Raw genomic sequence first — 23,855 nt, forward strand, 5'->3', positions numbered from 1 at the left:
CGCCGCTCATCGGGCGGCGTGGTTCAAGGATTAAGCGGGAGGAAGCGACGGTGGCAGCATGCGATGATCGACTGCCACGGCGTTCCCGGCCGCAGAGAAAATTCCGGTTTGAAACACGCAAAGGGACAGCGCTCTCGTGCCCTTTGCGTTTGCAGCGATCCCTTTCCCGGCTTAGATGCCCAGGCAGAGGTATTTGATTTCCAGGTAATCTTCGATGCCGTACTTGGAGCCTTCACGGCCCAGGCCAGAGGCCTTGATGCCGCCGAACGGTGCGACTTCGTTGGAGATCAGCCCGGTGTTGACGCCAACCATGCCGTATTCCAAGGCTTCAGCCACACGGAACACACGGCCCAGATCGCGAGCGTAGAAGTAAGAGGCCAGACCGAACTCGGTGTCGTTGGACATCGCGATCACTTCGGCTTCGTCTTTGAAGCGGAACAACGGCGCCAGCGGACCGAAGGTCTCTTCCTTGGCCACTGCCGCGTTTTTCGGCACGTTGGTCAGGATGGTCGGCTCGAAGAAGTTGCCTTCCATTTGCTTGCCGCCAGCCAATACGGTTGCGCCTTTGGCTACAGCGTCAGCAATGTGCTCTTGCACCTTCGCCACGGCTTTTTCGTCGATCAGCGGGCCAGTGGTGGTGCCGTCTTCCAGACCGTTACCGATCTTCAGCTTGGCTACTGCCACTTTCAGCTTTTCGGCGAACGCATCGTAGACCGAATCCTGAATGTACAGACGGTTGGCGCAGACGCAGGTCTGACCGTTGTTGCGGTACTTGGAAATGATCGCGCCTTCTACGGCCTTATCCAGATCCGCATCGTCGAACACGATGAACGGCGCGTTGCCGCCCAGCTCCAGCGACACTTTCTTGATGTCCTTGGCGCATTCAGCCATCAACTGACGGCCGATTTCGGTCGAGCCGGTGAAGGACAGTTTGCGTACGATCGGGTTGCTGGTCAGCTCGCTGCCGATGTCACCGGCGCTGCCGGACACCACGCTGAACACGCCAGCAGGAATGCCGGCACGCTGAGCCAGTTCAGCCAGCGCGAATGCGGAGAATGGGGTTTGCGAAGCCGGTTTGAGCACCATGGTGCAACCGGCAGCCAGCGCAGGGCCGGCCTTACGGGTGATCATCGCTGCCGGGAAGTTCCACGGGGTGATGGCCGCAGTAACGCCGATCGGCTGCTTGATAACGATCAGGCGCTTGTCGGGCTGGTGACCCGGAATCACGTCACCGTAGATGCGCTTGGCTTCTTCGGCGAACCATTCGATGAACGAAGCGGCGTAAACGATTTCGCCCTTGGCTTCGGCCAGCGGCTTGCCCTGCTCGAGGGTCATCAGGCGAGCGAGGTCGTCCTGGTTCTCGATGATCAGCTCGAACCAGCGACGCAGCTTGTTCGCACGATCCTTGGCGGTCAGTGCACGCCAGGCCGGCAGCGCTTTGTCAGCGGCTTCAATGGCACGGCGGGTTTCGGCAGCGCCCATCTTCGGCACCGTGCCGAGGATTTCGCCAGTGGCCGGGTTATTGACCTTGATCGTCTGACCGTTATCCGCATCGACCCAAGCGCCATCAATGAAGGCTTGCTGGCGGAACAACTGGGTGTCTTTAAGCTGCATGTCGGCTTTCCTTAACAGCACCGCGGCCTGCGCGGAGCAAATTATGATTGTAGAAAGGCGCCTCGCAAGGCTGCCGTCAGGGAAATCAGTGACCGGGTGAGGCGCAAAAATAGTGCACGCTTCGGAACACCTGCGCTTCAACACCCAATCAACGGGCGTTTGAAATCTCAAACGGATCGTAGGAGCAAAGGGTTTAAAGGACAATAGGGCGTTCGAAAAAAAGAACAAAAACGGCGTGTTTGTGGAAATTTTCAGATCAACGCACAAAAAACCCTGCCGCAGGAAAACCATAGATCAGCCCAGCCAAAGCGCCAAGCGAGGGTTTTGCAGGACGTTACCGCTTTATGGAATGCAGCGTTTTATTCCGACACGCGCACTGACAAAGGGTGCCGAAACCCAGCATGGACGCCCCGAGCCGACCTAGGTATGATGTCGCCCGCTGCACCAGTAGCTCAGCTGGATAGAGTACTGCCCTCCGAAGGCAGTGGTCGTGGGTTCGAATCCCGCCTGGTGCACCATGAATCAAAACGAGAAAGCCCCGGACTGTGGTGGTCCGGGGCTTTTTTGTGGGCGCTGAATTGTTCGGACGCAACGTTACTCCGTCGTCCAGTCAAACTCATCGTAATCCTCATCCTCGTCGTCTTCCTCCTCAACCTCCTCAAATCCGTCCTCTTCCTCAAGCACGTCTTCTTCCTGCTGACTCAGCAGAAACTCCTTACGCGCTTCAGTAATCGCGCGCCGCATCTCTTCGCCCTTTTTCGGGCAATTGAGGAGTTGGGCGATGCGGTCGATTTTTGGTGCCACGGTGTTCTCCAGCGCTTCAGCTATGGCCCGATAGTGCGCGTTTTGCGGGGCAATGCCAAATGGCTGGGCGCACAGGCAGTCAGTTCTTCTGGATTTGTTTGAGCCGGGCGTCGAGGTCGGCGTCTGGGTAGCGTTTGTGCAGGTTGTTGAACAGGCTATCGGCGGCTTGCGATTGGCCGGATTCGCGCAGGCGCAGGACTTCGCGCAGTTGTTCGTCGAGACCGTTGGCCGGGGCGGCGGTGCGTTTGCTGGTTTTGGCTTCGTCGGCGCTGAACGCTTCGCTGTGCATCGGCGCAGCCATTTCTGCCATCGGCGCGGGAGCTGGGGCGGACAATGCTTCGGGAGCTTGTTTGCGAGCCATTGGTGCCGCGGGGTTGGCGGCCGGAGCGAAGTCGAATTGCTGCTGCGGCTCGGGCGCGCGTTGCACCAACGACAGCATCAGTGCCACGCCGACGAGGCTGGCGAACGCCACTTGCCAGCGCGGTTTGCGGCAGGCGTCGAGCCAGCGCTGCCACAGACCAGGCTTAGCCGGCGGGGTGTGGCGGTGCGCAGCATTGAGGATGAAAGCATCAAGGTGCATTGGCGGTTCAGCGTTGTGCTGTTCGCGCACATGTTTAATCACTGAATCTTCGGGTGTCTGGCGGGCGTCAGTCATGTCAGTACCTCCTCGGCCAGCAGCCGACGCAGTTTTTGCTGGGCGTAGCGCAAGCGGCTTTTGACGGTTTCCAGCGGTGTTTCGGTGAGGCTGGCGATTTGCGCCAGGTCGAGGTCGCCATGGGCGCGCAGCAGGAACACTTCGCGTTGATCGGTGGGCAGCATCTGCAGGGCGCTTTCCAGGCGCTGACTGTCACGACTGAGACTCAGCAGTTGTTCGGGGTCGGTGGCTTCGTCGCTGACCGCGTGGATTTGCTCATCGTAACTGTCGTGCAGCGGTTGCCGGGCACCATGTTTGCGCCAGTGGTCGATCAGGCGATTGCGGGCAATCTGGAACAGCCATGTACGAAAGGTCGCCCGTCCTTGTGGCTGACTGGCGCTGCGGATCAGGCTCAGCCAGGTTTCCTGAAAGACTTCATCGGCCAGTTCGGGTTTGCCACTCAGACCGAGCAGAAACCGATACAAACCCTGACGGTGGCGGGCGTACAAGATCTCGAACGCCGCGCCGTCGCCCTCGCGATAACGCGCCAACAGCGATTCATCGCTGCTGGCGGTGGGGCTGTCCGGCGAAGCAAACAGCTGACTGATGAAGCCTTTCAGACGACTCACTATTCAATCCGTCGCTCAGTGAGCAGCGCATTCGATGCGCTTGAAGTGCGCAGGCTCTGCGCCAGTTCGACCAGTTGCACAAACTCGTTGCGCAGACCGAAACGATCATCGCCACGGGCACCACGGGCCAGCGCTTCGGTGTCCTTCAGGTTGAAATCGCCGGTATAGCGACCGTCCTTGAGTTGCTGGGAAAACGCGGCGACTGCCGCAGCAAAACGCAAATCTTCGCTGGCTGGCACAACCTGATTGGCAATCGGCCGCTCGATCAAAAGACTTTTCCCACCTTCGGGCTGTTGATAACGCACACGCAACATCGCCAATTCCCCGCTCTTCTCGGAAACAGCCTTCTCAGATTTACCGTAGCGCAGCGGCTCCAGCCAGCCCTTCTCGCCTGCCGGAACAATTTCATACAGCGCCGTCACCGTGTGTCCTGCACCGATTTCGCCAGCGTCGACCTTGTCATTACTGAAATCCTCACGCTTCAACGCACGGTTTTCATAGCCGAGCAGGCGATACTCGCTGACTTGCGCGGGGTTGAACTCCACCTGCAATTTGACGTTTTTCGCCACCACGGTGAGGGTCGAGCCGAGTTGATCCACCAGCACCTTGCGCGCCTCGCGCAGGTTGTCGATGTAGGCGTAGTCGCCATCGCCGGCATCGGCCAGTTGTTCCATCAAGTGCTCATTGTAGTTATCCACACCAAAACCCAGGGTGGTCAGGGAAATTCCGGTTTTGCGTTTATCCACAGCCATTTGTTTAAGGCTGTCGAAGTCGCTGACGCCGACGTTGAAGTCGCCGTCGGTGGCTAGCAGGATGCGGTTGATGCCTTTGGCGATGAACCCCTGTTGCGCCATTTGATAGGCCAGTTCGATGCCTGACGCCCCGGCGGCGGAGCCGCCCGCAGTTAATTGCTCGATGGCTGTGCGAATCTTCGCTTTTTCTCGTCCGGATGTGGGCTCAAGCACCACTCTGGATTCACCGGCATACACCACCAACGAAACCCGATCCTGATCGCGTAACTGGTCAACCAGCAATTTCAGCGTGCTTTTGACCATCGGCAGCCCTTCGCGGCGATCCATCGAGCCGGACACGTCGACCAGAAACACCAGATTGGCCGGGGCCAATTGCGCAACCGCACGGTCGGAAGCCTTGATGCCGATGCGCAGCAAGCGCGTGTGCGGATTCCACGGCGATGCTGCCAGCTCGGTGGTCACGCCAAACGGCGAGCCGTCACCGGGCAATGCGTAGTCGTAAGGGAAATAGTTGACCATTTCCTCCAGTCGCACCGCGCCTTCCGGCGGCAGGCGTCCCTGATTGAGCAGGCGACGGACATTGGCGTAGGCGCCGGTATCCACGTCCGCGCTGAAGGTCGAGACCGGGGTTTCGGCGACGCTGTGGATGGGGTTGTCGGCCAGCGTTTGATATTGCTCACGCTGTTCGTCGCGATAGCCTTGTGGATAACTTTCCCCGGCAGGCATTGCAGCAAAACCGGCAATGGGTGCCGGATGAACGCTGCGCTTGACCATGGCGCCATCAGCCATGATCGCTTCATGTTGCACCAAGGCTTCAGGCTGAGCCGGTGCAGCAGCGGAATCAGGTTTGGAAGAAACGCCACAACCGCCGATGGCCAGCAAAATACCGACCACTACAGGGCGTAAAAGAGGAAGAGACATGGGGGCTGACCTCGGGATGAAATTGATCATTCATCTACTGAGACGGGCCGTCCGTTGCGTGCGGGTTAAAGCCGTTGAAATATTTCTGCTGTGAATGACGCCGCAGACTGCCGGCGTTCTCGGCGCATTTAAAACAGGCTGAGCGGTACATTCGCCACCAGACGGAACTCGTCGTAACTGCCGTCGATCTGCCCGCCACTCGCGCGGTGGTTATAGACGATGCTGCGCAGTACCGTGTTTTTCAGGGTGCCAGACTGCACCACGTAGGCGAGCATCAAGCCATTTTCGTTGTGCTTGGCACCCTCCAGCCCGCGCACGTTGTAGCCGGTGTTGCGTCCGTCGCGGTCGCCGCTGTAGTGGGTGCCATCAATGCCCCAGCCCTTGGCGTGCCACAGGCTGGTGGTCAGGCCCGGCACGCCGTAGCTGGCGAGGTCGAAGTCATAGCGTAGCTGCCAGGATTTTTCGTTTGGGCCGTTGTAGTCCGAGTACAGCGAGTTGGCCATGTAGTTGCCTGTGGACTCCCACACGTAGTCGAAATATTCGTCGCCGAACACCTGCTGCCACGCCGTAGTCAGAGCGTGCGCGCCATGGGCGGCGGTGATTGCCAGGCTGTAGGCGTGATTGTCGATGAAGCCCAGGTTTTGTTCACCCTGATCGCGCGTGCGGTAGTAGTTGAGGCTGGTTTTCAGCGCGAGGTTGGCGCGATCCCCCGTTACGTGAGTCGCGCCCAGATAGTATTGCTGCCACATGTCCGCGAACCGCGAGCCATAAGCGCTCAATGTCAGACCGTAGGGCGCTTTGGCTGTCGCGCCGAGATAGCTGATACGTGAACCGCTGTAGGCGCGATTGCCGAAGGTGGTAGTCAGGCGTTCGCTGCCGGTGCCGGTACGCGGGATGGCGCGCTCGAAGCTGCCCGCTTGCAGCGCCAGCCAGTCGAGTTCGTTGCTGTTCAGGCCAATGCCCTGAAAGGTCGACGGCAAGGCACGATTGTCCTTGTAGCGCAGGATCGGGTTTTCCGTGAGCATCCGCCCGGCCTTGAGTTCGGTGCTCGACACTCGCAGTTTCACGTCGCCGACACCCAGACGACTCCAGCTCGGGACCGCGTCGCCATCGCTGTCGACCAGCACCCGGTCACCCCCATTGGCCACCGCACCGTGGCCACGCTCGAGGGTCACTGCGCTGAACAGCGAGGCGTCGACACCAAAGCCCACCCAACCTTCGGTGTAGCCAGAGATGTAATTGAGCATCGCGGTCTGCACCCAGGTGTCGCGCTGGCGCGTGGGCTGTGCGACGCCTGCTTTTTTGATCACCAGGTGGGTACTGCGCCGGGTGTGCTGGTTGGAATAGTAGTGGCGCAAATTCAGGTTGAGGTGGCTGCCATCGATCAGCCCGGTCGCTTGATCCTGTGCTGCGACGGGTTCACCGGCATAAGCAGGCTGGGCGATGAGCAGCATCGGCAGCAACGCCCGACGTACATGTGATTGCATGGAAAAGTGCCTGTAAAAAGAGTGCACGCCGCCCACGCGCCTGGCGTTTGAGCGGCCTGCGACAACTGTCGGGATCAGCGGGGCGGCGCAGACGGCCAGTGTTTGATCGGGCCGCGCCAGCCTTCGTAAGCCTTGGCGCACTGCAACAACCATTGATCGGCAAACCGTGCTGCAACCATTTGCAGGCCGATCGGCATACCCCCGGATGTAAACCCGCAGTTGATCGACAAGGCCGGTTGCTCGCCCATGTTCCACGGCAGCGTGAACACGATGTGTTCGAAAGGCTGGCGCGGGTCATTGCCGGGCGAGGGCCATTCAGCGGGAAAACTGCTGACCTGATTGGTCGGCGACAACAGCAAGTCGAAGTTGCCGAACAATTGCGCGCAGCGACGACGGATTTCAAAGGTCTGATTGAAACCTTCGACCGCTTGCACCGCGCTCATCCCGGCCGCCGGTGCTGCCCAGTCCTGAATGTAGGGCAAGACGTTGTCGCGTTGCGCCGTGCTCAAGCTTTGCAGTTGCGACAACTGGCGGGCGCGCCAGAAATCATCGAGGCCGTCGAGCAACTGTCGATCCATCAGCGACCCGATCAAGTCCACCTGCGCGCCATGGGCCTCGAACATTCGCGCGGCATCTCGCACTGCTTCACACACTTCATGTTCAGGCTGGAAGCCGCAGCCGGGGTCGAGCATCAGCCCGATGCGCAGACCCTGCATCGACGGTGCCTGCAGGTTCCAGTCCAGCGCATGCGCCGGCAGGCTGGTAGCGTCGCGTGCATCCGGTAGTGCCAGATAACGCATCATCAGCGCGCAATCATCCACGGTGCGGGTCATCGGTCCCGCGCAACGGCCGGTGTAATAGGGATCAATCGGGATCCGTCCAAGCGTTGGCTTGAACCCCACCAATCCACACCAGCCTGCTGGCAGGCGTACCGAGCCGCCGATGTCGGTGCCGACATGCAGCGGACCATAACCAGCCGCCGCCGCAGCCGCCGCGCCGGAACTCGAGCCGCCGGGGTTTTGCGTGGTGTCCCACGGGTTGCGCGTGATGCCATGGAAACTCGACAGCCCCGACGACAGCATGCCGAAATCCGGCACCGTGGTCTTGCCCAGAATGATCGCCCCGGCTTCACGCAAACGCGCGGCCGGCGGCGCGTCGGCAGTCGCCGCGATCAATGTCGTGGCACGCGAGCCTTGGGGGATGCAATCGCCTTCAGTGGCGATCAATTCCTTGAGTGTCACCGGGATGCCGTCGAGCATGCCGCGCGGGGTTCCACGGCTCCAGCGTTCAGTCGACGCGCGCGCCTGATCGAGTACGCGCTGCGGATCGAACGCGTACAGCGCATTGATGCTCGGTTCCCAGCGCTCGATGTGCGCCAGCAGGTGATCGTAGTATTCCAGCGGCGACAACTCAGCACTGGCAAACAAGGCCAGCAGTTGTGCCGCCGACAAGTCATGTAAATCGGTCATCGAATAGCCGTCCGTGCAAACCCATAGTGCGCATGCTGCAAATTGTCTTCCCTAGCGCTCGGCAACCAGCGCATGGCTGGTTTGAACCGTATTGCGCCCACCGAAATACGCAGCGCAGGCAACGCCCACCGCGCCCATCACCAGGCTGTACGCCACGCACACCCACGGGCTCCACGGCATCAGCCCGATCAACAACAACGGCGTGGTGCTCGCCCACAGTGCATAGGCAATGTTGTAAGTAAACGAAATGCCCGAGACGCGGATGTGTGCGGGGAACAGACTAACCATCACCGACGGCACCGCGCCGACCACACCACAGCTCAATCCCGCCAGTGCATACGCTAGCCCCAGCCAAGAACCACCACTGATCAGGCAGCCATAAAGCAGAGCCACGCCAACCGGCAGCAGCACGCTGTACAACATGACTGTGCGCCAGGCGCCGAGCCGGTCGACGATCAACCCGGCAATCACACAACCGATATTCAGGAAGACAATACCGAGACTGCTCAGGGCGAATGTATGGCTGGGGCTCATGCCGAAGCTTTTTTGCATGACCGTCGGGGTGATCACCACCAGCACCACCACTGCCGAAGTCAGCACGCAGGTCAGAATCATCGCCGGCAACAACATGTGCCGATGCTCGCGCATCACGGTGCGCAACGGCAGTTCGGCGTCAGCCTCACGGCGCGCCTGCAAAGCCATGAACACCGGCGTCTCGCTCAGCCAGCGACGCAGCCAGACACCGATCACGCCGAACAATCCGCCGAGCAGAAACGGAAAGCGCCACGCGTAATCAAGAATTTCGGCAGGGGTGAATATTTGCGCCAGCAGGGTCGCGGTCAGCGCCCCGAGCAAATAGCCAAAGGTCAGTCCGGCTTGCAGGAAACCCAGCGCATAACCGCGATGACCCGCCGGTGCGTGCTCGGCGACGAACACCCAGGCACTGGGCACTTCCCCACCGACTGCGGCGCCTTGCAACACACGCAGCAGCAACAGCAGCAACGGTGCGAAGTAACCAATCTGAGCGTAGGTCGGCATGATGCCGATCAGCAGGCAGGGCAACGCCATCATCAGGATGCTCAGGCTGAACACGCGCTTGCGCCCCAGCTGATCGGCGAAGTGCGCCATCAGAATTCCGCCGAGCGGTCGTGCCAGATAGCCAGTGACAAAAATGCCGAAGCTCTGCAGCAATCTCAGCCACTCCGGCATCTCTGGCGGAAAGAACAGCTGACTGAGTGTCAGTGCGAAAAACACGAAGATGATGAAGTCGTAGATTTCCAGTGCGCCACCGAGGGCGGCAAGGCCCAAGGTCTTGTAGTCAGACCTGGAAAACCGATGGGATCGCGAACCGGTCAGGGCAGTCATGGGCAAACTCTGAATTGACAGATATAGAGAACGACGCCTGCCAACAGGGGCCCGAACGAACTGCCCCCAGGTGCGCCAATTGATCAATTTCAACAGCGCGATATCGTCCACGCAAAAGGCCATGCGAACAACAAAACCGAGGCTCTGTGCTGCTTTTTAGCCGAAATCTGTACATTGAGTTTTCTTCCGATTAAACAATAATCAGGCCTCCCTAACTCCCTGAATATCTGGCCCATCATGGAAGAAATTACAAGTAACTTCGCCGATTTTGCTAATCCAGACATAGAATCCATTGCCATCATCCGGGGACGTGTCCTACAGGCATTGCAACAGTTTTTGCTCGAACGCGACTTCAAACAGTTGATGCCGATCCTGATGTCGCCAATCACTGATCCGTTGAATCACGCGGTGTATCCCGCTGAACTGCAATATGAAGAACGGCGCCTGAAACTGACCGCCAGCATGATCTTCCACAAGCAGTTGGCGCTGACCGCCAAGGGCCACGACAAGATCTTTATTGTCGCGCCGAACATCCGTCTGGAAAAACCCGAGATCAAGGATTCCGACAACCACTTGCTGGAGTTCTCGCAGTTCGATTTCGAGATCCGCAACGGTGACATGCATCAGGTCATGGCCCTCATCGAAGGCCTGATCAAGCATGTGTTCAGCGAGGTCAATCAGCACTGCGCCGCCGAATTGTCCCAGCTCGGCCGGCAACTGCCGCACTTCGCCACAGCGTTCCCGATCTACAGCTCCGACGCGTTGCGCGCCGAGCATGGCGACGACTTCGAGAAGATCATGTCGGCCAAAGCGCACACGCCGTTTTTCGTCACCAACTACCGTCGCGAGTTCTATGATCGCGAAACCCCGGGCAAGCGCGGCACTTACAACAACTACGACCTGATCTATCCCGATGGCTATGGCGAAGCCCTGTCCGGCGCGGAGCGTGAGTTCGAGTACGAGCAGATCGTTTACCGCATGAACGAGCTGTCGATGGACCTGCAGCCGTTCGCCAACTACCTGGAAGTCGCCCGGCGCGGCTTGCTGCACCCGAGCGCCGGTGGCGGTCTGGGCATCGAGCGTCTGCTCAAGTTCATCTGTGGCAAGCGACGCATCCGCGATGTGGCGCTGTTCGACCGCACGGTCGGTACCAGCTTCCTGTTCTGATCCGGACCTGACTCGCAAGGCCTGCTCCGCTCTCGCGGCGGCAGGCTTGGCCATGGAGAAACACAATGTCTGCACTGCGTATTCACTGGTGCTCGCCGCTCGATAGCGGTCAGCAAAAGGCCTCGGAAAAATACGACACCGGCGCCCTCGACTTCGCCGGGATCGTCGATTTCGCCAAGGAAGCCGATGAGCTGGGTATCGACTCGCTGTTGATGGGCATCAGCTACCACATGCCCGATCCGCTGCCGATGATTGGCGCGCTGGTGCGTGAGACCGATCGCGTCAAATTCATTCTGGCTTACCGTCCGGGGCTGGTGCCGCCGACCCTGTTCACGCAGATCGTCAACACCGTGTCGTGGATGTCGGACAAGCGTATCTCGCTGAACTTGGTCGCCGGCATTTCCCCGGACGAACAAGCCTATTACGGCGACTTCGTGGCGCACGACGGACGCTATGAGCGCACCGGCGAATTCCTCGACATCCTCAATCGGTTCTGGAGCGGCGAATCACCGCTGACCTACCACGGCAAGCACTACCGCATCGAAAAAGCCCAGCTCGGGTTGCCGTTCAAGGACGCCGAGCGTCCGCGCATTTATCTCAGCGGCGCCTCGGACGTTGCCCAGCAGATCGCCATCCAGCACAGTGATTGCTGGCTGCGTTACGGCGATACGCCGCAAGGAATTGCCGAGGCCGCCCGCACGGTTTTGCAGTCCGGTTGCTCGGTGGGAATTCGCATGCACGTACTCGCCCGCGAAACCCGCGCCGAAGCGCTGGCCGCGGTCGAGAGCATGATGGAAAACCCGGACGAACAGCATCGCGAATGGGTGCGTGAGTTCGTCGGACGCTGCGATTCGGAAGCGGTGAAAACCTCGTTCCGCCTTGCCGACAAAGCTGAACACGACTGGCTGTCGCCGATGCTCTGGTCGGGTGCCGTGGCCTATCGTGGCGGTCCGGCATTGTGCGTGGTCGGCAGCTATCAGGAAGTCGCCGAATATTTGTTCGAATACAAGAAAGTCGGCGTCAGCGAGTTCATTTTCTCTGGCTGGCCAACCCGCGACGAAATGCGCCGTTTCTGCAAATACGTGCTGCCTTATCTGCGCGAGCTGGAAACCGTCTGGGACCGCGAGCATGCATGACATCAGCAGCGCTGCACGCAATAGCGCGATTCGCTGGTTTGGTGCCGGGTTGCTGTGTGCCTTGCTGGCGGAGCAGACCGTGCTGTTTGCCGTGCCGTTGATGATTTTCCAGCTCACCGGCAACGTGCGCTATTCCGGTGTGGCGTTTGCACTGGAGTGGCTGCCGGCACTGATTGCCTATCCGTTCGCCGGGTTGCTGGCTGACCGGTTTGGCGGGCGCCTGCTGTTTCGCGGCGCCAATACTGCGCGGGGACTGAGCCTCGCCGTGACACTGGGGATCTGCTGGTATCAGCCGCAATGGATGATCTGGGCGTTGATCGGCAACGGCATCGTATTGTCGGTGCTGATGGCGCCGGTGCGCATGGCGGTTGAAAAAAGCGTGCCGCTGATCGCCGGCCCTGAACGCCTCGCCCACTGTCAGTCGCTGGTGCAAAACATGGAGCTGCTGGCAATGGCGCTGGGCCCGGCACTCGCCGCCGGGTTGGCGATGTATGCCGACAAGCGCTGGCTGCTGGGGCTGGCGGCAGTCGCCCTGTTTGCTGCGGCGCTGTTCTGGAGAGGCTTGCCGACGGCGCGCTCTGTCAGTCGCCCGACCAGCGTGCTCAAGGATCTCGCGCTCGGCTGGCGCCTGTTGCTTGGCAACCCGCCAGTGCTGTCGCTGGCCGGGCTGAATTTCAGCATCAATCTGGCATTCGCTGCCGTGCTCAGCGCCAACGCGTTCGTCATCAGCGGCGTGTTCAGCGCCGCCGACGGCGTGTTTGGTCTGATGAATGCAGGGGCCGGCGCGCTGGGTCTGTTGAACTTCATTCTGGTGCCGCGACTGTTGGCGCGCATGTCGATTTATCGACTCGGTGCACTGGGTTTTGCCTTGCTGTGCCTGGGCCTGATCTGCATGGGCGTGGCCAGCGGTGTGTTGCTGTATGCCCTGAGTTTCCTGCTGGCAATGGCCGGATGCGCGCTGTTCAACGTGTTCAACCGCACGCAGCGGATCAAGGCGATCGAGAGCGCTCATCTGGGCAAAGTCATGGGGCCGTTTTATCTGGTCAACCTGCTCTCTTATCCGCTGGGTGGTTTGCTCACCGCCAGCGTCGGTCACGTCTACGGCGTGCAGGTGCTGATTCTGGTGCTGGCACTCGTGCTGACCGTGCCCGGCACTCTGCTGTTTATTTTGACCACCCGGCGGTTTCGCCTCGCCCTCGAAGGTCCATCGCTCGCCATGGAGGCATCCCAATGAAAACTCTGCCGCACTGCCTGCTCGCCACCGTCGAGTCCGACTCGCACATGTGGAATCTGGTGTACCTGCAACTGTGGCTGGGCGAGCACGGCTTGAACGTGAAGAACCTCGGCAGCTGCACGCCGGTGGGCACGGTGCTCAGTGCATTGCAACAGCGCCGCACGCAGTTGCTGGTGGTCAGCAGCGTCAATGGCCACGGCTACTCGCAAGGCCTTGAGCTGATTCGCCAGGTGCGCCGGCTACACCCGCACCTGCCCTGCGTAATCGGCGGCAAGCTGACCACTTCCGAAGATGAAACCCTGGCAGTCCGGCAATCTTTGATCGATGCCGGTTACAACCAGGTGTTCGTCGGCCCCGACGCTATCGACACCTTCAGCCGCTATCTGGGCTCGCTGCACGCACAGCCCGACGCCGATTCCGTACTCGCCAACAGCGTGGCGTCCTGGGGCTGAACCCCCGACCACGGCTGACTTCGCCCATTCAAAGGATTACCACGATGCACATCGTTATCGTCAACCGCTGGCCGCGCTTTCGTGATGGGCGCCGCTGGGACAACGAACTGACTCGCTACGAAGATTTCTTCGACCATCAACAACACCGGATCAGCTACGTGGTCGATGCACTCGGCGCCGACGGCGTACTCGCCCCGGCGCAGCATATCGCTCATCAGGTACAAGTCGCTGACGTCAACCAATACGAGCAACTGCTCGGCGCGGTGCAAGAAGTCATCGAACGCGTCGGCCCCGTCGATCAGTTGATTGCCCTCTCCGAGTTCACCCTGGAAATCGCCGCGCGCGTGCGCCAGACCCTGAACATTCCCGGTCACGGTCCGGACGAAGTGGCGGTTTATCGCGACAAGGCACGCATGAAGGAAATCCTGCAAAACCAAGGCCTGCCGGTGCCGCCGTTTGCGCGTTGCGAGTCGGTGCAACAGGCCGTGGATTTTGCCCGGGAAATCGGTTTCCCGCTGATCGTAAAACCGGTGGACGGTGCCGCGAGCATGGGCGTGGAAAAGGTCGAAAACGAGACCGCCCTGCGCACGCTGCTCAATAGCATCGACCTGTCGCGTTATGAGATCGAAGGCTTCATGCACGGCCAGACCTACCACATCGACGGCTTCGTCGATGTCGACGGCAGCGTGCCGTTTCAGGTGGTGTCGCGTTATATCAACAGTTGCCTGGATTTCGCCAAGGCGCAGCCGCTGGGTTCGGTGATCGTCCAGGCATCGGCCCTGCGCGCGCGAATCGAGGCTTTCAGCCAACAGATCATGCGTGCCCTCGATCTGCGCTGCACGGCGTTCCACCTGGAAATTTTCGTCGAACCGGACGACTCGCTGGTGTTCCTCGAAATCGGTGCGCGGGTCGGCGGCAGCGAAGTCCCGCACCTGATCAACAAAGTGTTCGGGGTCAATCTCTACGAGCATTGGTTGCGCCGCCTCGCCGGCGATCAAGTGCCGGTGCCCGCCGTCAGCCACGACCCGAGCGGCGGCTGGCTTGTGATCCCGAAACCCGCGGCCCTGCCGTGCCGGGTAGTGCAAGCCGATTCGTTGCGCGAAACCGTGCCCAATCTGTGGCGCGAGTTGCTGCCCGAGCCGGGGCAGATTCTCGAGGCCGGCGGCAGCTACGACGCCCTGCACAGCGGACGCTTCATTTTTGTCGGCGGCAGCGAAGTGGCCACTGAAAACGATATCCGCCACACCACTCAGGCATTCCAATTTCGGGCTGAACCGGTATGAACTCCACCACTTCCCAAACCTTGAACGACGAACCCCTGTTGGGTCAGCTCAACCACTATTTGCGCGCCGACGAACGTCGCGCCGTGGCTGTCCTCGGCGAGCGTCTGATTGACGCTGCGGGCGGTCTCGACGGGCTGACCGGCTACAAATTGATGGTCGCTTACGGCGGCGGCAAAGACAGCTCGTACACCGTAGCCATGCTGCGCGCCACGCAGTTACAGCTGTCGATCCTGCATGGCCGCACCTTTCAGTTGCGCATCGCCAACATGCGCCATGCCGGCGTACCGGATGCGGTGATGGCCAACATTGATCGGGTCTACCGCGCGCTGCACCTGTTCGATGATCCGCGGGTAGAAATGCTGGTGGTCGATCACCGCCAGATTCGCCCGTTCGAACGGCATCTGCCGTTCCCCGACGATGTACAGGCGATGAACCGTTTCGACGTATTGATGAACGGCCACCGCACCGCCGGCGACGGTCGCCCGACCTTCTGCAACAGCTGCAACCTCGCCGTGGCGGATTTCTATGGTCGCGCCGCGTGGTGGCAGGGTGGCGTCGATGCAGTGGTCACTGGTGATTCGCGCAAAGAGCAGAAGCACTATTTCACCTGGATCATGCGTCTGGCGCAGCGTCTCGGGCTGGATGTCGAAGAATGCCGCAGGCAGGGCTTTCGCGGGTTGCTGCAAGCGCTGGATGGCGTGGCCCAGAGCTATTTCATCGAACTGTTCGGCGAAGGCTTCGATCAGCAACGCGAGGAACGACGCGTCGCCTGCGGTGACGACAACGCCGATCCAGCGTTCATCAGCATTTACGATCTGGTCAGCTACAAGGTCGAGGATCATTGGGAACTGATCACCGAATTCCTCGATTTTCGCTTCGAAGAACTGGCATTCAGCTTCACCGAATCCGATTGCGCCAACCCGATGTTGATGGCGCACTTTCGCGGGCTCAAGGCCGAGTACGTGCAAGGTCGCAGCTACAACCAGGGGATTGCCGAATACCTGGAGCTGGCGCAGGCGCTCATGCGCAAGAAAGAAATGCCCCAGCGCCTGATCGATCTGGCCATGTCGGCCTATGTCGATGCGCAGGGCATGCAGGCGCGTCGCACGCTCGCCGAGCGCTTCGCCGAGCAGGCGTTCGGACTCAATGAAATGCAATTGGTGTGTATGCAGTTTGCGCCGTTCGTTGATCGTGGCCGCGAGTTCTCCAGCTTCGTCGGGCTATGCCATCCGCAGCGTCTGGCCGATCTCGAAAATCTGCACCGGGTGCTCGCTGGCGAGCATAACGATCCGGCCCTCGGTCAGTGGCTGAGCGAGGTCAGCGGCCTGCCGCTGCCGGCGTTGCGCAGTCTGTATGCGCATCAACGCATCGATTTCGACAGCGACGTCACGCTGATCGCGCGGGTGCGCGCCGGTGATCCGCACAAGGGGCGCATCAGTCGCTACGACCCGGCGACCGGTGAAACCGTGGTTGAACTGGTCTCGGGACGCTAAGCATGACGGCGTTCAACGGCGGCCATTTTCAACAGTTCATCGAGCGCGCCCGCGCCCGCGATGAGCTGGTGGTACAACCGCGCATGGGTTTTGGCGCACTCAGCCAGATGCGCGCGGGGCTGGCGAGCGTCGCCGCCCTGCCCTGCGCGGCCATCGGCACCATCACGCTCGACAGCTATACCCGGGTCGGCGATTACCAGAGTGCGTTGCAGTGCCTGAACAGTTCGGCGCCGATGAACGGGTTTCCGATCATCAGCCATCCAATCGAAGCGGTGCGCGGCATGCTCGCCGGACTGTACAGCGCGGAGTTCCCGATTCAGATCCGCCACGGCACGGCCAAACCGCAGAACGTTTTTCAGCGCTTGGCAGCATTGGGTCTGGACGCCACGGAGGGCGGCCCGGTGTCGTACTGCATGCCCTACAGCCGTCTGCCGTTGGCCGAGGCGGTCAGTGCCTGGGCGCAGAGCTGTCAGGTGCTGGCGGGCGCAACCGAGCATGCGCATATCGAGAGTTTCGGCGGCTGTCTGTTGGGGCAGTTGTGCCCGCCCTCGCTGCTGATCGCCATGACCTTGCTGGAAGCCCTGTTTTTCCGTCAGCACGGGGTGCGCAGCGTCTCGTTGAGCTACGCCCAAGGCACGTCGATGGAACAGGATTTCGGCGCGTTGCAGGCATTGCGCGAATTGGCCGCCCGGTATCTCGACGGCGATCATTGGCATGTCGTGGTGTATTCGTACATGGGCGTGTTCCCGACCTCCAGCCACGGCGCGCGGCGTTTGATTTGCGACAGTGCACGACTGACCAAGGCTGCAGGTTGCGAGCGGTTGATCGTCAAGACCATCGCCGAATCGCGGCAGATTCCCTCGGTCGAGGACAACCTTGATGCCTTGCGCATGGCCGCCGAAGTCGCCGCCGGCGACCTCCCGACGATTGACGCGGGCAGCGCCGGCTATTACCAGCAAACGCTGTTCGAAGCGCGGCGACTGGTGGAGACCGTACTCAATCTGCACGCCGACATCGGCGTGGCACTGGTGCAGGCCTTCGCGCGCGGCTTGCTCGACATTCCCTACTGCCTGCACCCGGACAACCCGGGGCGCGCCACCACCCGTATCGACGATCAAGGCGCGCTGCGCTGGGGCAACACCGGCAGTTTGCCGTTGCCTCGCAGCAGTGGCTGGTCAGTGGACGGCCCCGGCATCAGCTCGTCCGAGCTGTTTCAGATGTTGCATTACACGGTGAACCGTTATGACCAACCCTTGCATTGATTCCAGCGCCGCGCCGTTGATTCTGGTCGACGCTTATTCGACCGGCGCCCTGCTGGCCCGCTCACTGGACGGACAGCGGCCTCTGCTCCATGTGCGTTCACGCGCGCACATGCCGGCCGCATTTGCCGCGAGCTGCCCGAAAGAATTGTTCATCGAGGACTTCAGCGTCGCCGAAGAAGGCCTTGAAGCATTGTTGCTGAAACTCGCCGCCTATCACCCGGCCGCCGTGCTGACTGGCAGCGAATTCGGTGTAGAACTGGCGGACTTGCTGGCCGCACGCCTGGGCCTGCCCGGCAATAATCCGGCGACCTCCGCCGCGCGTCGCGACAAGTCATTGATGGCTGAACGCGTGGCCGAGGCCGGGTTGCCGGTGGCGGCACAGTTGCGCACCAGCTCGCTGGAACGGGCGCTGGTCTGGTTCAAGGCCCGCGGCGGCGAAACGGTAGTCGCCAAACCGCTGGACAGTGCCGGCTCGGACAACGTGTTCATCTGCCACGATGCGCTGCAGCTGGAAGCAGCCATTGAGTCGATCCTCGGCGCCACCAATCTGATGATGCTCAACAATAAAGCGGTACTGCTGCAGGAATACCTGACAGGCGCCGAATACGTGATCAACACCGTCAGCCACGCGGGCGAGCACTGGATCACCGACGTTTGGAAATGCTCGAAGACCTTCACCGCCGACGGCCGCAAGATCTACGACCGCGAGGACCTGCTGCCGGCGGACGCCCGCGAGCTGCCGCAACTGATTGAGTATGTGCAAGGCGTGCTCGACGCGTTGGGGATCGTGCATGGCCCGGCGCACACCGAGTTGATCCTGACCGGCAATGGCCCGCGCCTGCTGGAAACCGGTGCACGCCTGTCCGGACTGGCCTGTCCGCCCGCCCTGCACGCGGCCACCGGCAACGATCAGGTGGCCCTGACCTGCCTCAGTTATCTGGACCCGGCGCGTCTGGCGCAGTGGCCGAAACGTTATCAGCTGTTGCGACACGCGCGGGGAATGAACCTGATCGCTCACCGCCACGGGCTGTTTGCGCAAGAGCATGTGCGCCAGCGCCTGGAAGCCTTGCCGAGTTTTCACAACGCCAGGTTCCGCTTCGCCGAAGGGGCAAGGATTGCCCCCACCGTAGACCTGAACAGCTCACCGGCTGCAGTGTTTCTGCTGCACCCACAGAGCGAACGCATCGACGCTGATTACGACGCATGGCGTGGATGGGAAAGGGATTGGTTGTAATCACTGACGCCCCCGACCACGGGGCTTAACAAGGAAGAGAGCCATGAGCCTGCATACCCGAACCAAACGACTTACCGTTCCTCAATTGGTCGCGATGAAGGGGCAACAGAAAATTGTCTCCCTGACTGCCTATACGAGCTGGATGGCCAGACTGATGGACCCCGTTGTCGACTTCATCCTGGTGGGTGATTCGACCAACATGGTCGGACTTGGCCGCAGCTCAACGCTCGACATGAGCCTGGAGGAAACCATCGTTTTCACCCGCGCTGTGGTCAGCAGTACCCAGCTGGCCTGCGTGATTGCCGACATGCCGTTTGGCAGTTATCAGGAATCGCCGCAGCAGGCCTACCGCAACTGCGCGCAGGTGATGGCGCGCACCGGTTGCGATGCGGTCAAGCTCGAAGGCGGCGCGGTGTTCGCCGAAACCGTGGAGTTTCTGGTCAAACGCGGCATCCCGGTGATGGCGCATGTCGGCCTGATGCCGCAGTACGTCAACACCATGGGTGGCTTCAAGGCCCAGGGCATGAATGAAGCAGGCGCCATGAACCTCGAAGCCGATGCGCGCGCCCATATTGAGGCCGGGGCGTTCGGTTTGTTGCTCGAAGGCGTGGCCGAAGGCGTGGCGCGCCGGATCAGCGATTTTTCACCCGTGCCGACCATCGGCATCGGTGCTTCACCGGCGTGCGATGGTCAGGTGCTGGTGACCGAGGACATGCTAGGGCTGGGGGGTGATCACGTACCGCGCTTCGTCAAGCAATACACCGATGTTGGCGCGCAGATCCGCGAGGCGTGCGAGGCGTTCGCCGACGAAGTCCGCGCGGGCACATTCCCCGAACTCCGGCATTGCTATGGCATCAACTGAGCGCCAGCCATCGACCCTTCATCCTGAATGGCCTGAGTCAGCATTTTCAGCGCGTGGGTGATGTCCTTGCTCCAGTCGATGGTGTAGCTCAGGCGCAAATGATGCTGCCACGCCCCCTGCTGGCTGAAGATTTCGCCGGGCGCAATCACGATGCGTTTGGCCAACAAGCGCTCGAATACCCGGCGCATGTTCACCGGGCGCGTGGCCTCGATCCAGAACGCCGCGCCGCCCTGCGGGGCGACAATGCGTAACTGACCCTCCGTGTGTTCGTGCAGCATGGCTTTCATGCGCTGCATGCGGTCGATCAGCATGCTGCGCAACATCTGCGTGTGTTGGTCGATGCGCCGTGTGGTGTAGAGCTTGGCAATCGCTTTTTGCCGAATCGGCGACAAACGAAAGGCTCGCTCCAGAAACAGCCGATGCAGCTCGGGCCCTTGAAAGCGACTGAGCACAAAGCCATACGGCGCCTCCGAACCGATGATCTTGTCGAACGTGGAAAACACCAGCAGCCGTTCCGGGTCGGCAAAGTCACGGTAGCGCGCGGCTGCAGGAACGAAGCTGAATTCGCCATAGCAGTCATTTTCGAACAGCCAGATGCGCCGCTCCGCCAGCCAGCGGCAGATCACTTGCTTGTCCTCGGCAGGCATCAGACTGCCGTGGGGAATGTTCACGGTGGAGGACAACACCGCCAGAGCGATGGGTTCTCTCTGCAACAACGCCTGGACTTTGAGCAAGTCAAAGCGGCCATCGTCATCCAGCGGCACCTCGATGACGCGGATTTTCGCCGCGTGCAGTTGCCGCAAAATCGCCCACGAACACGGCGATTCCACCAGCGCCACAGTGCCGGTCAACTTCAACGCCTCAAGGGACAAATCAAGCACGCTGCGCAGATCGGAACCGATGTAAACGTGTTCGGCACGCCAGTAGCAACGCGTCGAACGGGTATAACGATCGGCCAGTACACTGCGCAATTCGGTTTCGCCGAACGGTTGATACAGCGGCGCATGCGAGCGCGGGTACTGGCGCGTCAGTTCGCGTTCAGTCATCAACAACGGGTTTTCCAGCGACAGCAGCATGGCCGGGGCATCACTGCTCAGCGCCAGCATTCCCGGTTGCCGAGCGTTGGAGAACACGTTGTCGAGCAGGTTCGGCGAACCTTCGTTGAGCAGCGCCGATGGCATGGCGCGGGTGTAGTAGCCAAGCTTCGGCCGAGCGTAGATACGCCCTTGGTCTTCCAGCAGGGAATAGGCGTATTTGGTCGTGGACACTGAGACATTCAAGCGCTGCGCCAATTGTCGCAACGACGGCAGCTTCTGTTCTCCCTCAGGGCTCGCGGCTTCGATCAGTTCGACGAGATAGCGGTAAACGGCCTGATAGGCAAATGTCGAATCTTTATTTGGGTTCATGCTCAATCGCTTTAAATCCTGGTGCGTTAGGTACTGCGCTTGCCACGCGCGGTCGGAACCACGGGGGAAACACTTGCACTCGGCCATCCATGCCAACGCTCGGGCATCGAACGGATGTCCGCAGTTTTAAAACATCATCAGCAATGGACGTTGCGAAGGGGTGAAGTCGTTATCTGGGACCTGCGGGTTGTTCCGCAAGTTTCCCGCTGGATGAATCACGCGTGTCATCCATAGGGTAAGCGCCCTGCCCGGCGTCGACCGTCAGGAACAGCGCCGATAGTGCTCGCTTTCATCGGCCGATGCCAAGGGTAACCGCGCATCCCGGACGGAACGCGCAGCTGGCCAGCCCCTATCAGCGATGGTAACGCCGCACCGCACTGCTGTTGCGCAGCACATGGCCTTTGATTTTTTCCATCAGTTCGGCTCGGGTCAAACCGGCAGGCAAGGCATCCGGGGCCAGATCCAGGGCGTAGAGCTGGATGATGTAGTGATGCGCGCTGTCGCCCACCGGTGGGCACGGTCCCATGTAATGAGTGTTGCCCTTGCTGTTGGTGCCGCCGACGCCTTCGAAAGCGGATTTGGCGCCGACACCTGCGGCAATCTGGTGAGTCGTGGATTTGATGCCGTAGTGAATCCAGTGATCGACGCCCAGGCCTTTCTGGCCGTCCGGGTCGTGCATGACAATCGCGTAGCTCAGGGTCCCGGCAGGGCCAGCGTTCCAGCTCAGCGCCGGTGACTGGTTCTTGCCGCCGCAACCGGCCGCATCACTGGCCGCTGCCGAAGTGAACAGACGGTTATCGGACACACCCGGGATGTTGAGGGTGAAGCGCTCCTGGGCCTGCGCCGGAAACTGCACGCAAAGGGCGACGGCAATGGCCGCCAGCCAAGGGTTGAGAGAGGTCAATCGGGTCATTCCGGGAGCACCTTGTGCAGTTGGGCCGTCGTCGGCTTGCAAACTATAGCTGTACCGTTCGTGCCTTGGCAGTAGCAAATGGCTGAACCTCGCACTGCGCTGCAAACTCGAAAGAGAAATCCCCGCGAGGAAGCCGAACATGTCTCTGCACCGTGTCGCCCGTTTCGCCGATGTTCCTGAAGATCGTGGTCTGGAAGTGAAAATCGGCGACTGCAAGATTGTGTTGCTGCGTGCCGCCGGCGAATTACGAGCGTTTCAGGGTGAATGCCCGCATGCCGGCGCGCCTTTGGCTGACGGCGCGTTGTGTCACGGGCGGCTGATCTGCCCGTGGCACAAGGCAGCCTTTCGCGCTGAAGACGGTGCTTTGTGTGAACCGCCCGCTCTCGACAGCCTCAAGCGTTACCCGCTGGAGGTGCGTGGAGATGAGGTTTGGGTGGATGACCAGCCGATCGCCGATCCGCACATCCCGCCGGCTGACGATACACGCACGTTCGTGATTGTCGGTGCCGGTGCGGCAGGCACTGCGTGCGCGGCGGCGCTGCGGGAAAAGGGTTTTGGCGGGCGCATCAAAATGATCGACCGCGAACCTGACGCCGGTTACGACCGCACGGTGCTGAGCAAATTTGTCCTCGCCGGGGAAATGTCGCCGGAAGAAACCCCACCGCTGCGCGATGAAGATTTTTATAAAGAGCAGCGCATCGAGCGCATTCAAGGCGAAATCAGTTCGCTCGACGCCGCAGCAAAAACCCTTCACCTGCGCGATGGCCAAACCGTGAATTACGATGCAGCCGTGCTGGCGACCGGCGGCGAGCCCAATCCATTGGAGTTGCCCGGCGCGGATCTGCCGCAGGTGTTCCTCCTGCGCTCAAAAGCCCAGGCCGAACAGATCATGAACGCCGCCGCACCCGATCAGCGCGCAGTGATCATCGGCGACAGTTTCATTGCCCTCGAATGTGCCTCGGCCCTGCGCCAGCATGGTCTCGACGTCACGGTCCTCGCTCGCCACGCGGTCCCTTTCGCCGCTCAGTTCGGCGACGCTGTGGGAAAAGCCATCCGCGCCTTGCACGAAGAAAACGGCGTGAAGTTCGTCACCGAGCATGAGGCGCAGGAGATCACCGGCAGCGGTAAAGTCGAGGCGGTGTTGCTCGACAATGGTTTGCGGCTTTCGGCGGATCTGGTGGTGGCCGGCGTCGGTGTGCATCCGGCCACAGAAGCCTTCGCGTCATTGCCCAGGGAAAAGGATCAATCACTGCGTGTCGACGACGGTATGCGGGTGGCTGAAGGTCTATGGGCGATTGGCGATATCGCCACGTTTCCGTTGAGCGGCCAGCCACTGCGCATCGAGCACTGGCGCCTGGCCCAACAACACGCACGAATCGCCGCCGCCAACATGCTCGGTGGCAATGAGCACTACTTGGATGTGCCGTTTTTCTGGACGTGGCACTTCGGCAAGAACTACGAATATCTCGGCCATGCCGAGCAATGGGATGAGGTCGAATTCATGGGTGAACCCGAGCAGCCGCCCTTCATCGGCCTGTTCGGCAAAAACGGTATCGTTGTCGCGGCAGTGGCCTGCGAAAAAGAACGGGCGATGGCGACGCTGGCCGAGCGCATGAAGCAGCCGCTATCCATTGAAGAGGCGTGGCAATTGATCCGCGAGTAAACACCATTCCCGTGTAGGAGCTGCCGCAGGCTGCGATCTTTTGACGTTAAAAGATCCAAAGATCGCAGCCTGCGG

20 protein-coding genes and 1 tRNA gene are annotated in these 23,855 nt (G+C 60.8%); 11 read left to right on the plus strand and 10 right to left on the minus strand.

What is annotated here, in order from left to right:
- Window positions 1–171: 171 nt before the first annotated feature.
- The gene (gene gabD, locus AB4P92_RS14415) at window positions 172–1,614 is read right to left on the minus strand and encodes an NADP-dependent succinate-semialdehyde dehydrogenase (RefSeq protein ID WP_042557069.1); all 1,443 of its coding nucleotides are present in this window, start codon (window positions 1,612–1,614) and stop codon (window positions 172–174) included.
- A 441-nt stretch (window positions 1,615–2,055) separates the two neighbouring features.
- Between gabD and AB4P92_RS14420 the strand changes: the two genes are divergently transcribed.
- A tRNA-Arg gene (locus tag AB4P92_RS14420) sits at window positions 2,056–2,132 on the plus strand.
- Between the two features lie 76 nt (window positions 2,133–2,208).
- Here AB4P92_RS14420 and AB4P92_RS14425 read toward each other — a convergent pair.
- The 7 genes from AB4P92_RS14425 to AB4P92_RS14455 all read right to left on the minus strand — a co-directional run bounded on the left by AB4P92_RS14425 (window position 2,209) and on the right by AB4P92_RS14455 (window position 9,675).
- Window positions 2,209–2,442 (minus strand): hypothetical protein, encoded by a 234-nt coding sequence (locus AB4P92_RS14425; RefSeq protein WP_395599673.1) that lies wholly within the window; start codon window positions 2,440–2,442, stop codon window positions 2,209–2,211.
- A 55-nt stretch (window positions 2,443–2,497) separates the two neighbouring features.
- On the minus strand, window positions 2,498–3,073 hold the full coding sequence (locus AB4P92_RS14430; RefSeq protein WP_395599625.1) for a hypothetical protein: 576 nt from the start codon (window positions 3,071–3,073) through the stop codon (window positions 2,498–2,500).
- A complete protein-coding gene (locus tag AB4P92_RS14435) occupies window positions 3,070–3,651 on the minus strand; it encodes an RNA polymerase sigma factor (protein ID WP_395599674.1) in 582 nt (193 codons plus the stop codon). Before AB4P92_RS14435 ends, AB4P92_RS14430 begins: the two co-directional genes overlap by 4 nt.
- Before the next feature lie 29 nt (window positions 3,652–3,680).
- Window positions 3,681–5,354 (minus strand): von Willebrand factor type A domain-containing protein, encoded by a 1,674-nt coding sequence (locus tag AB4P92_RS14440; RefSeq protein WP_395599626.1) that lies wholly within the window; start codon window positions 5,352–5,354, stop codon window positions 3,681–3,683.
- Between the two features lie 128 nt (window positions 5,355–5,482).
- Window positions 5,483–6,841 carry an OprD family outer membrane porin gene (locus AB4P92_RS14445; protein ID WP_395599627.1) on the minus strand — a complete coding sequence of 453 codons (1,359 nt, stop codon included), beginning with the start codon at window positions 6,839–6,841 and terminating at the stop codon, window positions 5,483–5,485.
- A gap of 74 nt (window positions 6,842–6,915) precedes the next feature.
- Window positions 6,916–8,310, minus strand: coding sequence for an amidase (locus tag AB4P92_RS14450; protein ID WP_395599628.1), 1,395 nt, complete (start codon window positions 8,308–8,310; stop codon window positions 6,916–6,918).
- Between the two features lie 51 nt (window positions 8,311–8,361).
- Window positions 8,362–9,675: an MFS transporter gene (locus tag AB4P92_RS14455; protein ID WP_200616403.1), complete on the minus strand. Its 1,314-nt coding sequence runs from the start codon at window positions 9,673–9,675 to the stop codon at window positions 8,362–8,364.
- Between the two features lie 237 nt (window positions 9,676–9,912).
- Here AB4P92_RS14455 and AB4P92_RS14460 point away from each other — a divergent pair, with 237 nt between their 5' ends.
- From AB4P92_RS14460 to panB, 9 genes are all read left to right on the plus strand, one after another.
- Window positions 9,913–10,842, plus strand: a complete 930-nt coding sequence (locus tag AB4P92_RS14460) for an asparagine synthetase A (protein ID WP_200616405.1) — start codon at window positions 9,913–9,915, stop codon at window positions 10,840–10,842.
- A gap of 65 nt (window positions 10,843–10,907) precedes the next feature.
- A complete protein-coding gene (locus AB4P92_RS14465) occupies window positions 10,908–11,978 on the plus strand; it encodes an LLM class flavin-dependent oxidoreductase (RefSeq protein ID WP_047299258.1) in 1,071 nt (356 codons plus the stop codon).
- Window positions 11,971–13,212 carry an MFS transporter gene (locus AB4P92_RS14470; RefSeq protein WP_395599629.1) on the plus strand — a complete coding sequence of 414 codons (1,242 nt, stop codon included), beginning with the start codon at window positions 11,971–11,973 and terminating at the stop codon, window positions 13,210–13,212. The genes AB4P92_RS14465 and AB4P92_RS14470 overlap by 8 nt, the downstream gene beginning before the upstream one ends.
- The gene (locus tag AB4P92_RS14475; RefSeq protein WP_042557059.1) at window positions 13,209–13,664 is read left to right on the plus strand and encodes a cobalamin B12-binding domain-containing protein; all 456 of its coding nucleotides are present in this window, start codon (window positions 13,209–13,211) and stop codon (window positions 13,662–13,664) included. Before AB4P92_RS14470 ends, AB4P92_RS14475 begins: the two co-directional genes overlap by 4 nt.
- Window positions 13,665–13,708: 44 nt before the next feature.
- Window positions 13,709–14,947: an acetyl-CoA carboxylase biotin carboxylase subunit family protein gene (locus tag AB4P92_RS14480; RefSeq protein ID WP_200616412.1), complete on the plus strand. Its 1,239-nt coding sequence runs from the start codon at window positions 13,709–13,711 to the stop codon at window positions 14,945–14,947.
- On the plus strand, window positions 14,944–16,440 hold the full coding sequence (locus tag AB4P92_RS14485) for a hypothetical protein (RefSeq protein ID WP_047299255.1): 1,497 nt from the start codon (window positions 14,944–14,946) through the stop codon (window positions 16,438–16,440). Before AB4P92_RS14480 ends, AB4P92_RS14485 begins: the two co-directional genes overlap by 4 nt.
- Before the next feature lie 2 nt (window positions 16,441–16,442).
- Complete coding sequence (locus tag AB4P92_RS14490) at window positions 16,443–17,702, plus strand: methylaspartate mutase (RefSeq protein ID WP_042557056.1); 1,260 nt, start codon at window positions 16,443–16,445, stop codon at window positions 17,700–17,702.
- Entirely contained in the window at window positions 17,683–18,936 is a 1,254-nt protein-coding gene (locus tag AB4P92_RS14495; protein WP_395599630.1) for an ATP-grasp domain-containing protein, read from the plus strand. Before AB4P92_RS14490 ends, AB4P92_RS14495 begins: the two co-directional genes overlap by 20 nt.
- A gap of 43 nt (window positions 18,937–18,979) precedes the next feature.
- A complete protein-coding gene (gene panB / locus AB4P92_RS14500) occupies window positions 18,980–19,798 on the plus strand; it encodes a 3-methyl-2-oxobutanoate hydroxymethyltransferase (protein ID WP_042557054.1) in 819 nt (272 codons plus the stop codon).
- Here the strand turns inward: panB and AB4P92_RS14505 are convergent.
- Entirely contained in the window at window positions 19,783–21,204 is a 1,422-nt protein-coding gene (locus AB4P92_RS14505; protein WP_047299253.1) for a PLP-dependent aminotransferase family protein, read from the minus strand. The genes panB and AB4P92_RS14505 overlap by 16 nt on opposite strands.
- 352 nt (window positions 21,205–21,556) lie before the next feature.
- The gene (locus tag AB4P92_RS14510; protein WP_261737216.1) at window positions 21,557–22,117 is read right to left on the minus strand and encodes a YbhB/YbcL family Raf kinase inhibitor-like protein; all 561 of its coding nucleotides are present in this window, start codon (window positions 22,115–22,117) and stop codon (window positions 21,557–21,559) included.
- Between the two features lie 139 nt (window positions 22,118–22,256).
- Between AB4P92_RS14510 and AB4P92_RS14515 the strand changes: the two genes are divergently transcribed.
- Complete coding sequence (locus AB4P92_RS14515; RefSeq protein WP_261737215.1) at window positions 22,257–23,780, plus strand: FAD-dependent oxidoreductase; 1,524 nt, start codon at window positions 22,257–22,259, stop codon at window positions 23,778–23,780.
- Window positions 23,781–23,855 lie beyond the last annotated feature (75 nt).

Origin of the sequence: Pseudomonas sp. A0308 (genome assembly GCF_044218815.1) — a bacterium.
Lineage (GTDB): Bacteria > Pseudomonadota > Gammaproteobacteria > Pseudomonadales > Pseudomonadaceae > Aquipseudomonas > Aquipseudomonas iridis.

Coding starts and splice junctions, on each gene's coding strand:
- AB4P92_RS14495 (WP_395599630.1), top strand. CDS start 17,683: ATGACCAACCCTTGCATTGATTCCAGCGCCGCGCCGTTGATTCTGGTC.
- AB4P92_RS14465 (WP_047299258.1), top strand. CDS start 10,908: ATGTCTGCACTGCGTATTCACTGGTGCTCGCCGCTCGATAGCGGTCAG.
- AB4P92_RS14480 (WP_200616412.1), top strand. CDS start 13,709: ATGCACATCGTTATCGTCAACCGCTGGCCGCGCTTTCGTGATGGGCGC.
- AB4P92_RS14470 (WP_395599629.1), top strand. CDS start 11,971: ATGCATGACATCAGCAGCGCTGCACGCAATAGCGCGATTCGCTGGTTT.
- AB4P92_RS14505 (WP_047299253.1), bottom strand. CDS start 21,204: ATGAACCCAAATAAAGATTCGACATTTGCCTATCAGGCCGTTTACCGC.
- AB4P92_RS14475 (WP_042557059.1), top strand. CDS start 13,209: ATGAAAACTCTGCCGCACTGCCTGCTCGCCACCGTCGAGTCCGACTCG.
- panB (WP_042557054.1), top strand. CDS start 18,980: ATGAGCCTGCATACCCGAACCAAACGACTTACCGTTCCTCAATTGGTC.
- AB4P92_RS14445 (WP_395599627.1), bottom strand. CDS start 6,841: ATGCAATCACATGTACGTCGGGCGTTGCTGCCGATGCTGCTCATCGCC.
- gabD (WP_042557069.1), bottom strand. CDS start 1,614: ATGCAGCTTAAAGACACCCAGTTGTTCCGCCAGCAAGCCTTCATTGAT.
- AB4P92_RS14510 (WP_261737216.1), bottom strand. CDS start 22,117: ATGACCCGATTGACCTCTCTCAACCCTTGGCTGGCGGCCATTGCCGTC.
- AB4P92_RS14450 (WP_395599628.1), bottom strand. CDS start 8,310: ATGACCGATTTACATGACTTGTCGGCGGCACAACTGCTGGCCTTGTTT.
- AB4P92_RS14460 (WP_200616405.1), top strand. CDS start 9,913: ATGGAAGAAATTACAAGTAACTTCGCCGATTTTGCTAATCCAGACATA.
- AB4P92_RS14485 (WP_047299255.1), top strand. CDS start 14,944: ATGAACTCCACCACTTCCCAAACCTTGAACGACGAACCCCTGTTGGGT.
- AB4P92_RS14515 (WP_261737215.1), top strand. CDS start 22,257: ATGTCTCTGCACCGTGTCGCCCGTTTCGCCGATGTTCCTGAAGATCGT.
- AB4P92_RS14440 (WP_395599626.1), bottom strand. CDS start 5,354: ATGTCTCTTCCTCTTTTACGCCCTGTAGTGGTCGGTATTTTGCTGGCC.
- AB4P92_RS14455 (WP_200616403.1), bottom strand. CDS start 9,675: ATGACTGCCCTGACCGGTTCGCGATCCCATCGGTTTTCCAGGTCTGAC.
- AB4P92_RS14430 (WP_395599625.1), bottom strand. CDS start 3,073: ATGACTGACGCCCGCCAGACACCCGAAGATTCAGTGATTAAACATGTG.
- AB4P92_RS14490 (WP_042557056.1), top strand. CDS start 16,443: ATGACGGCGTTCAACGGCGGCCATTTTCAACAGTTCATCGAGCGCGCC.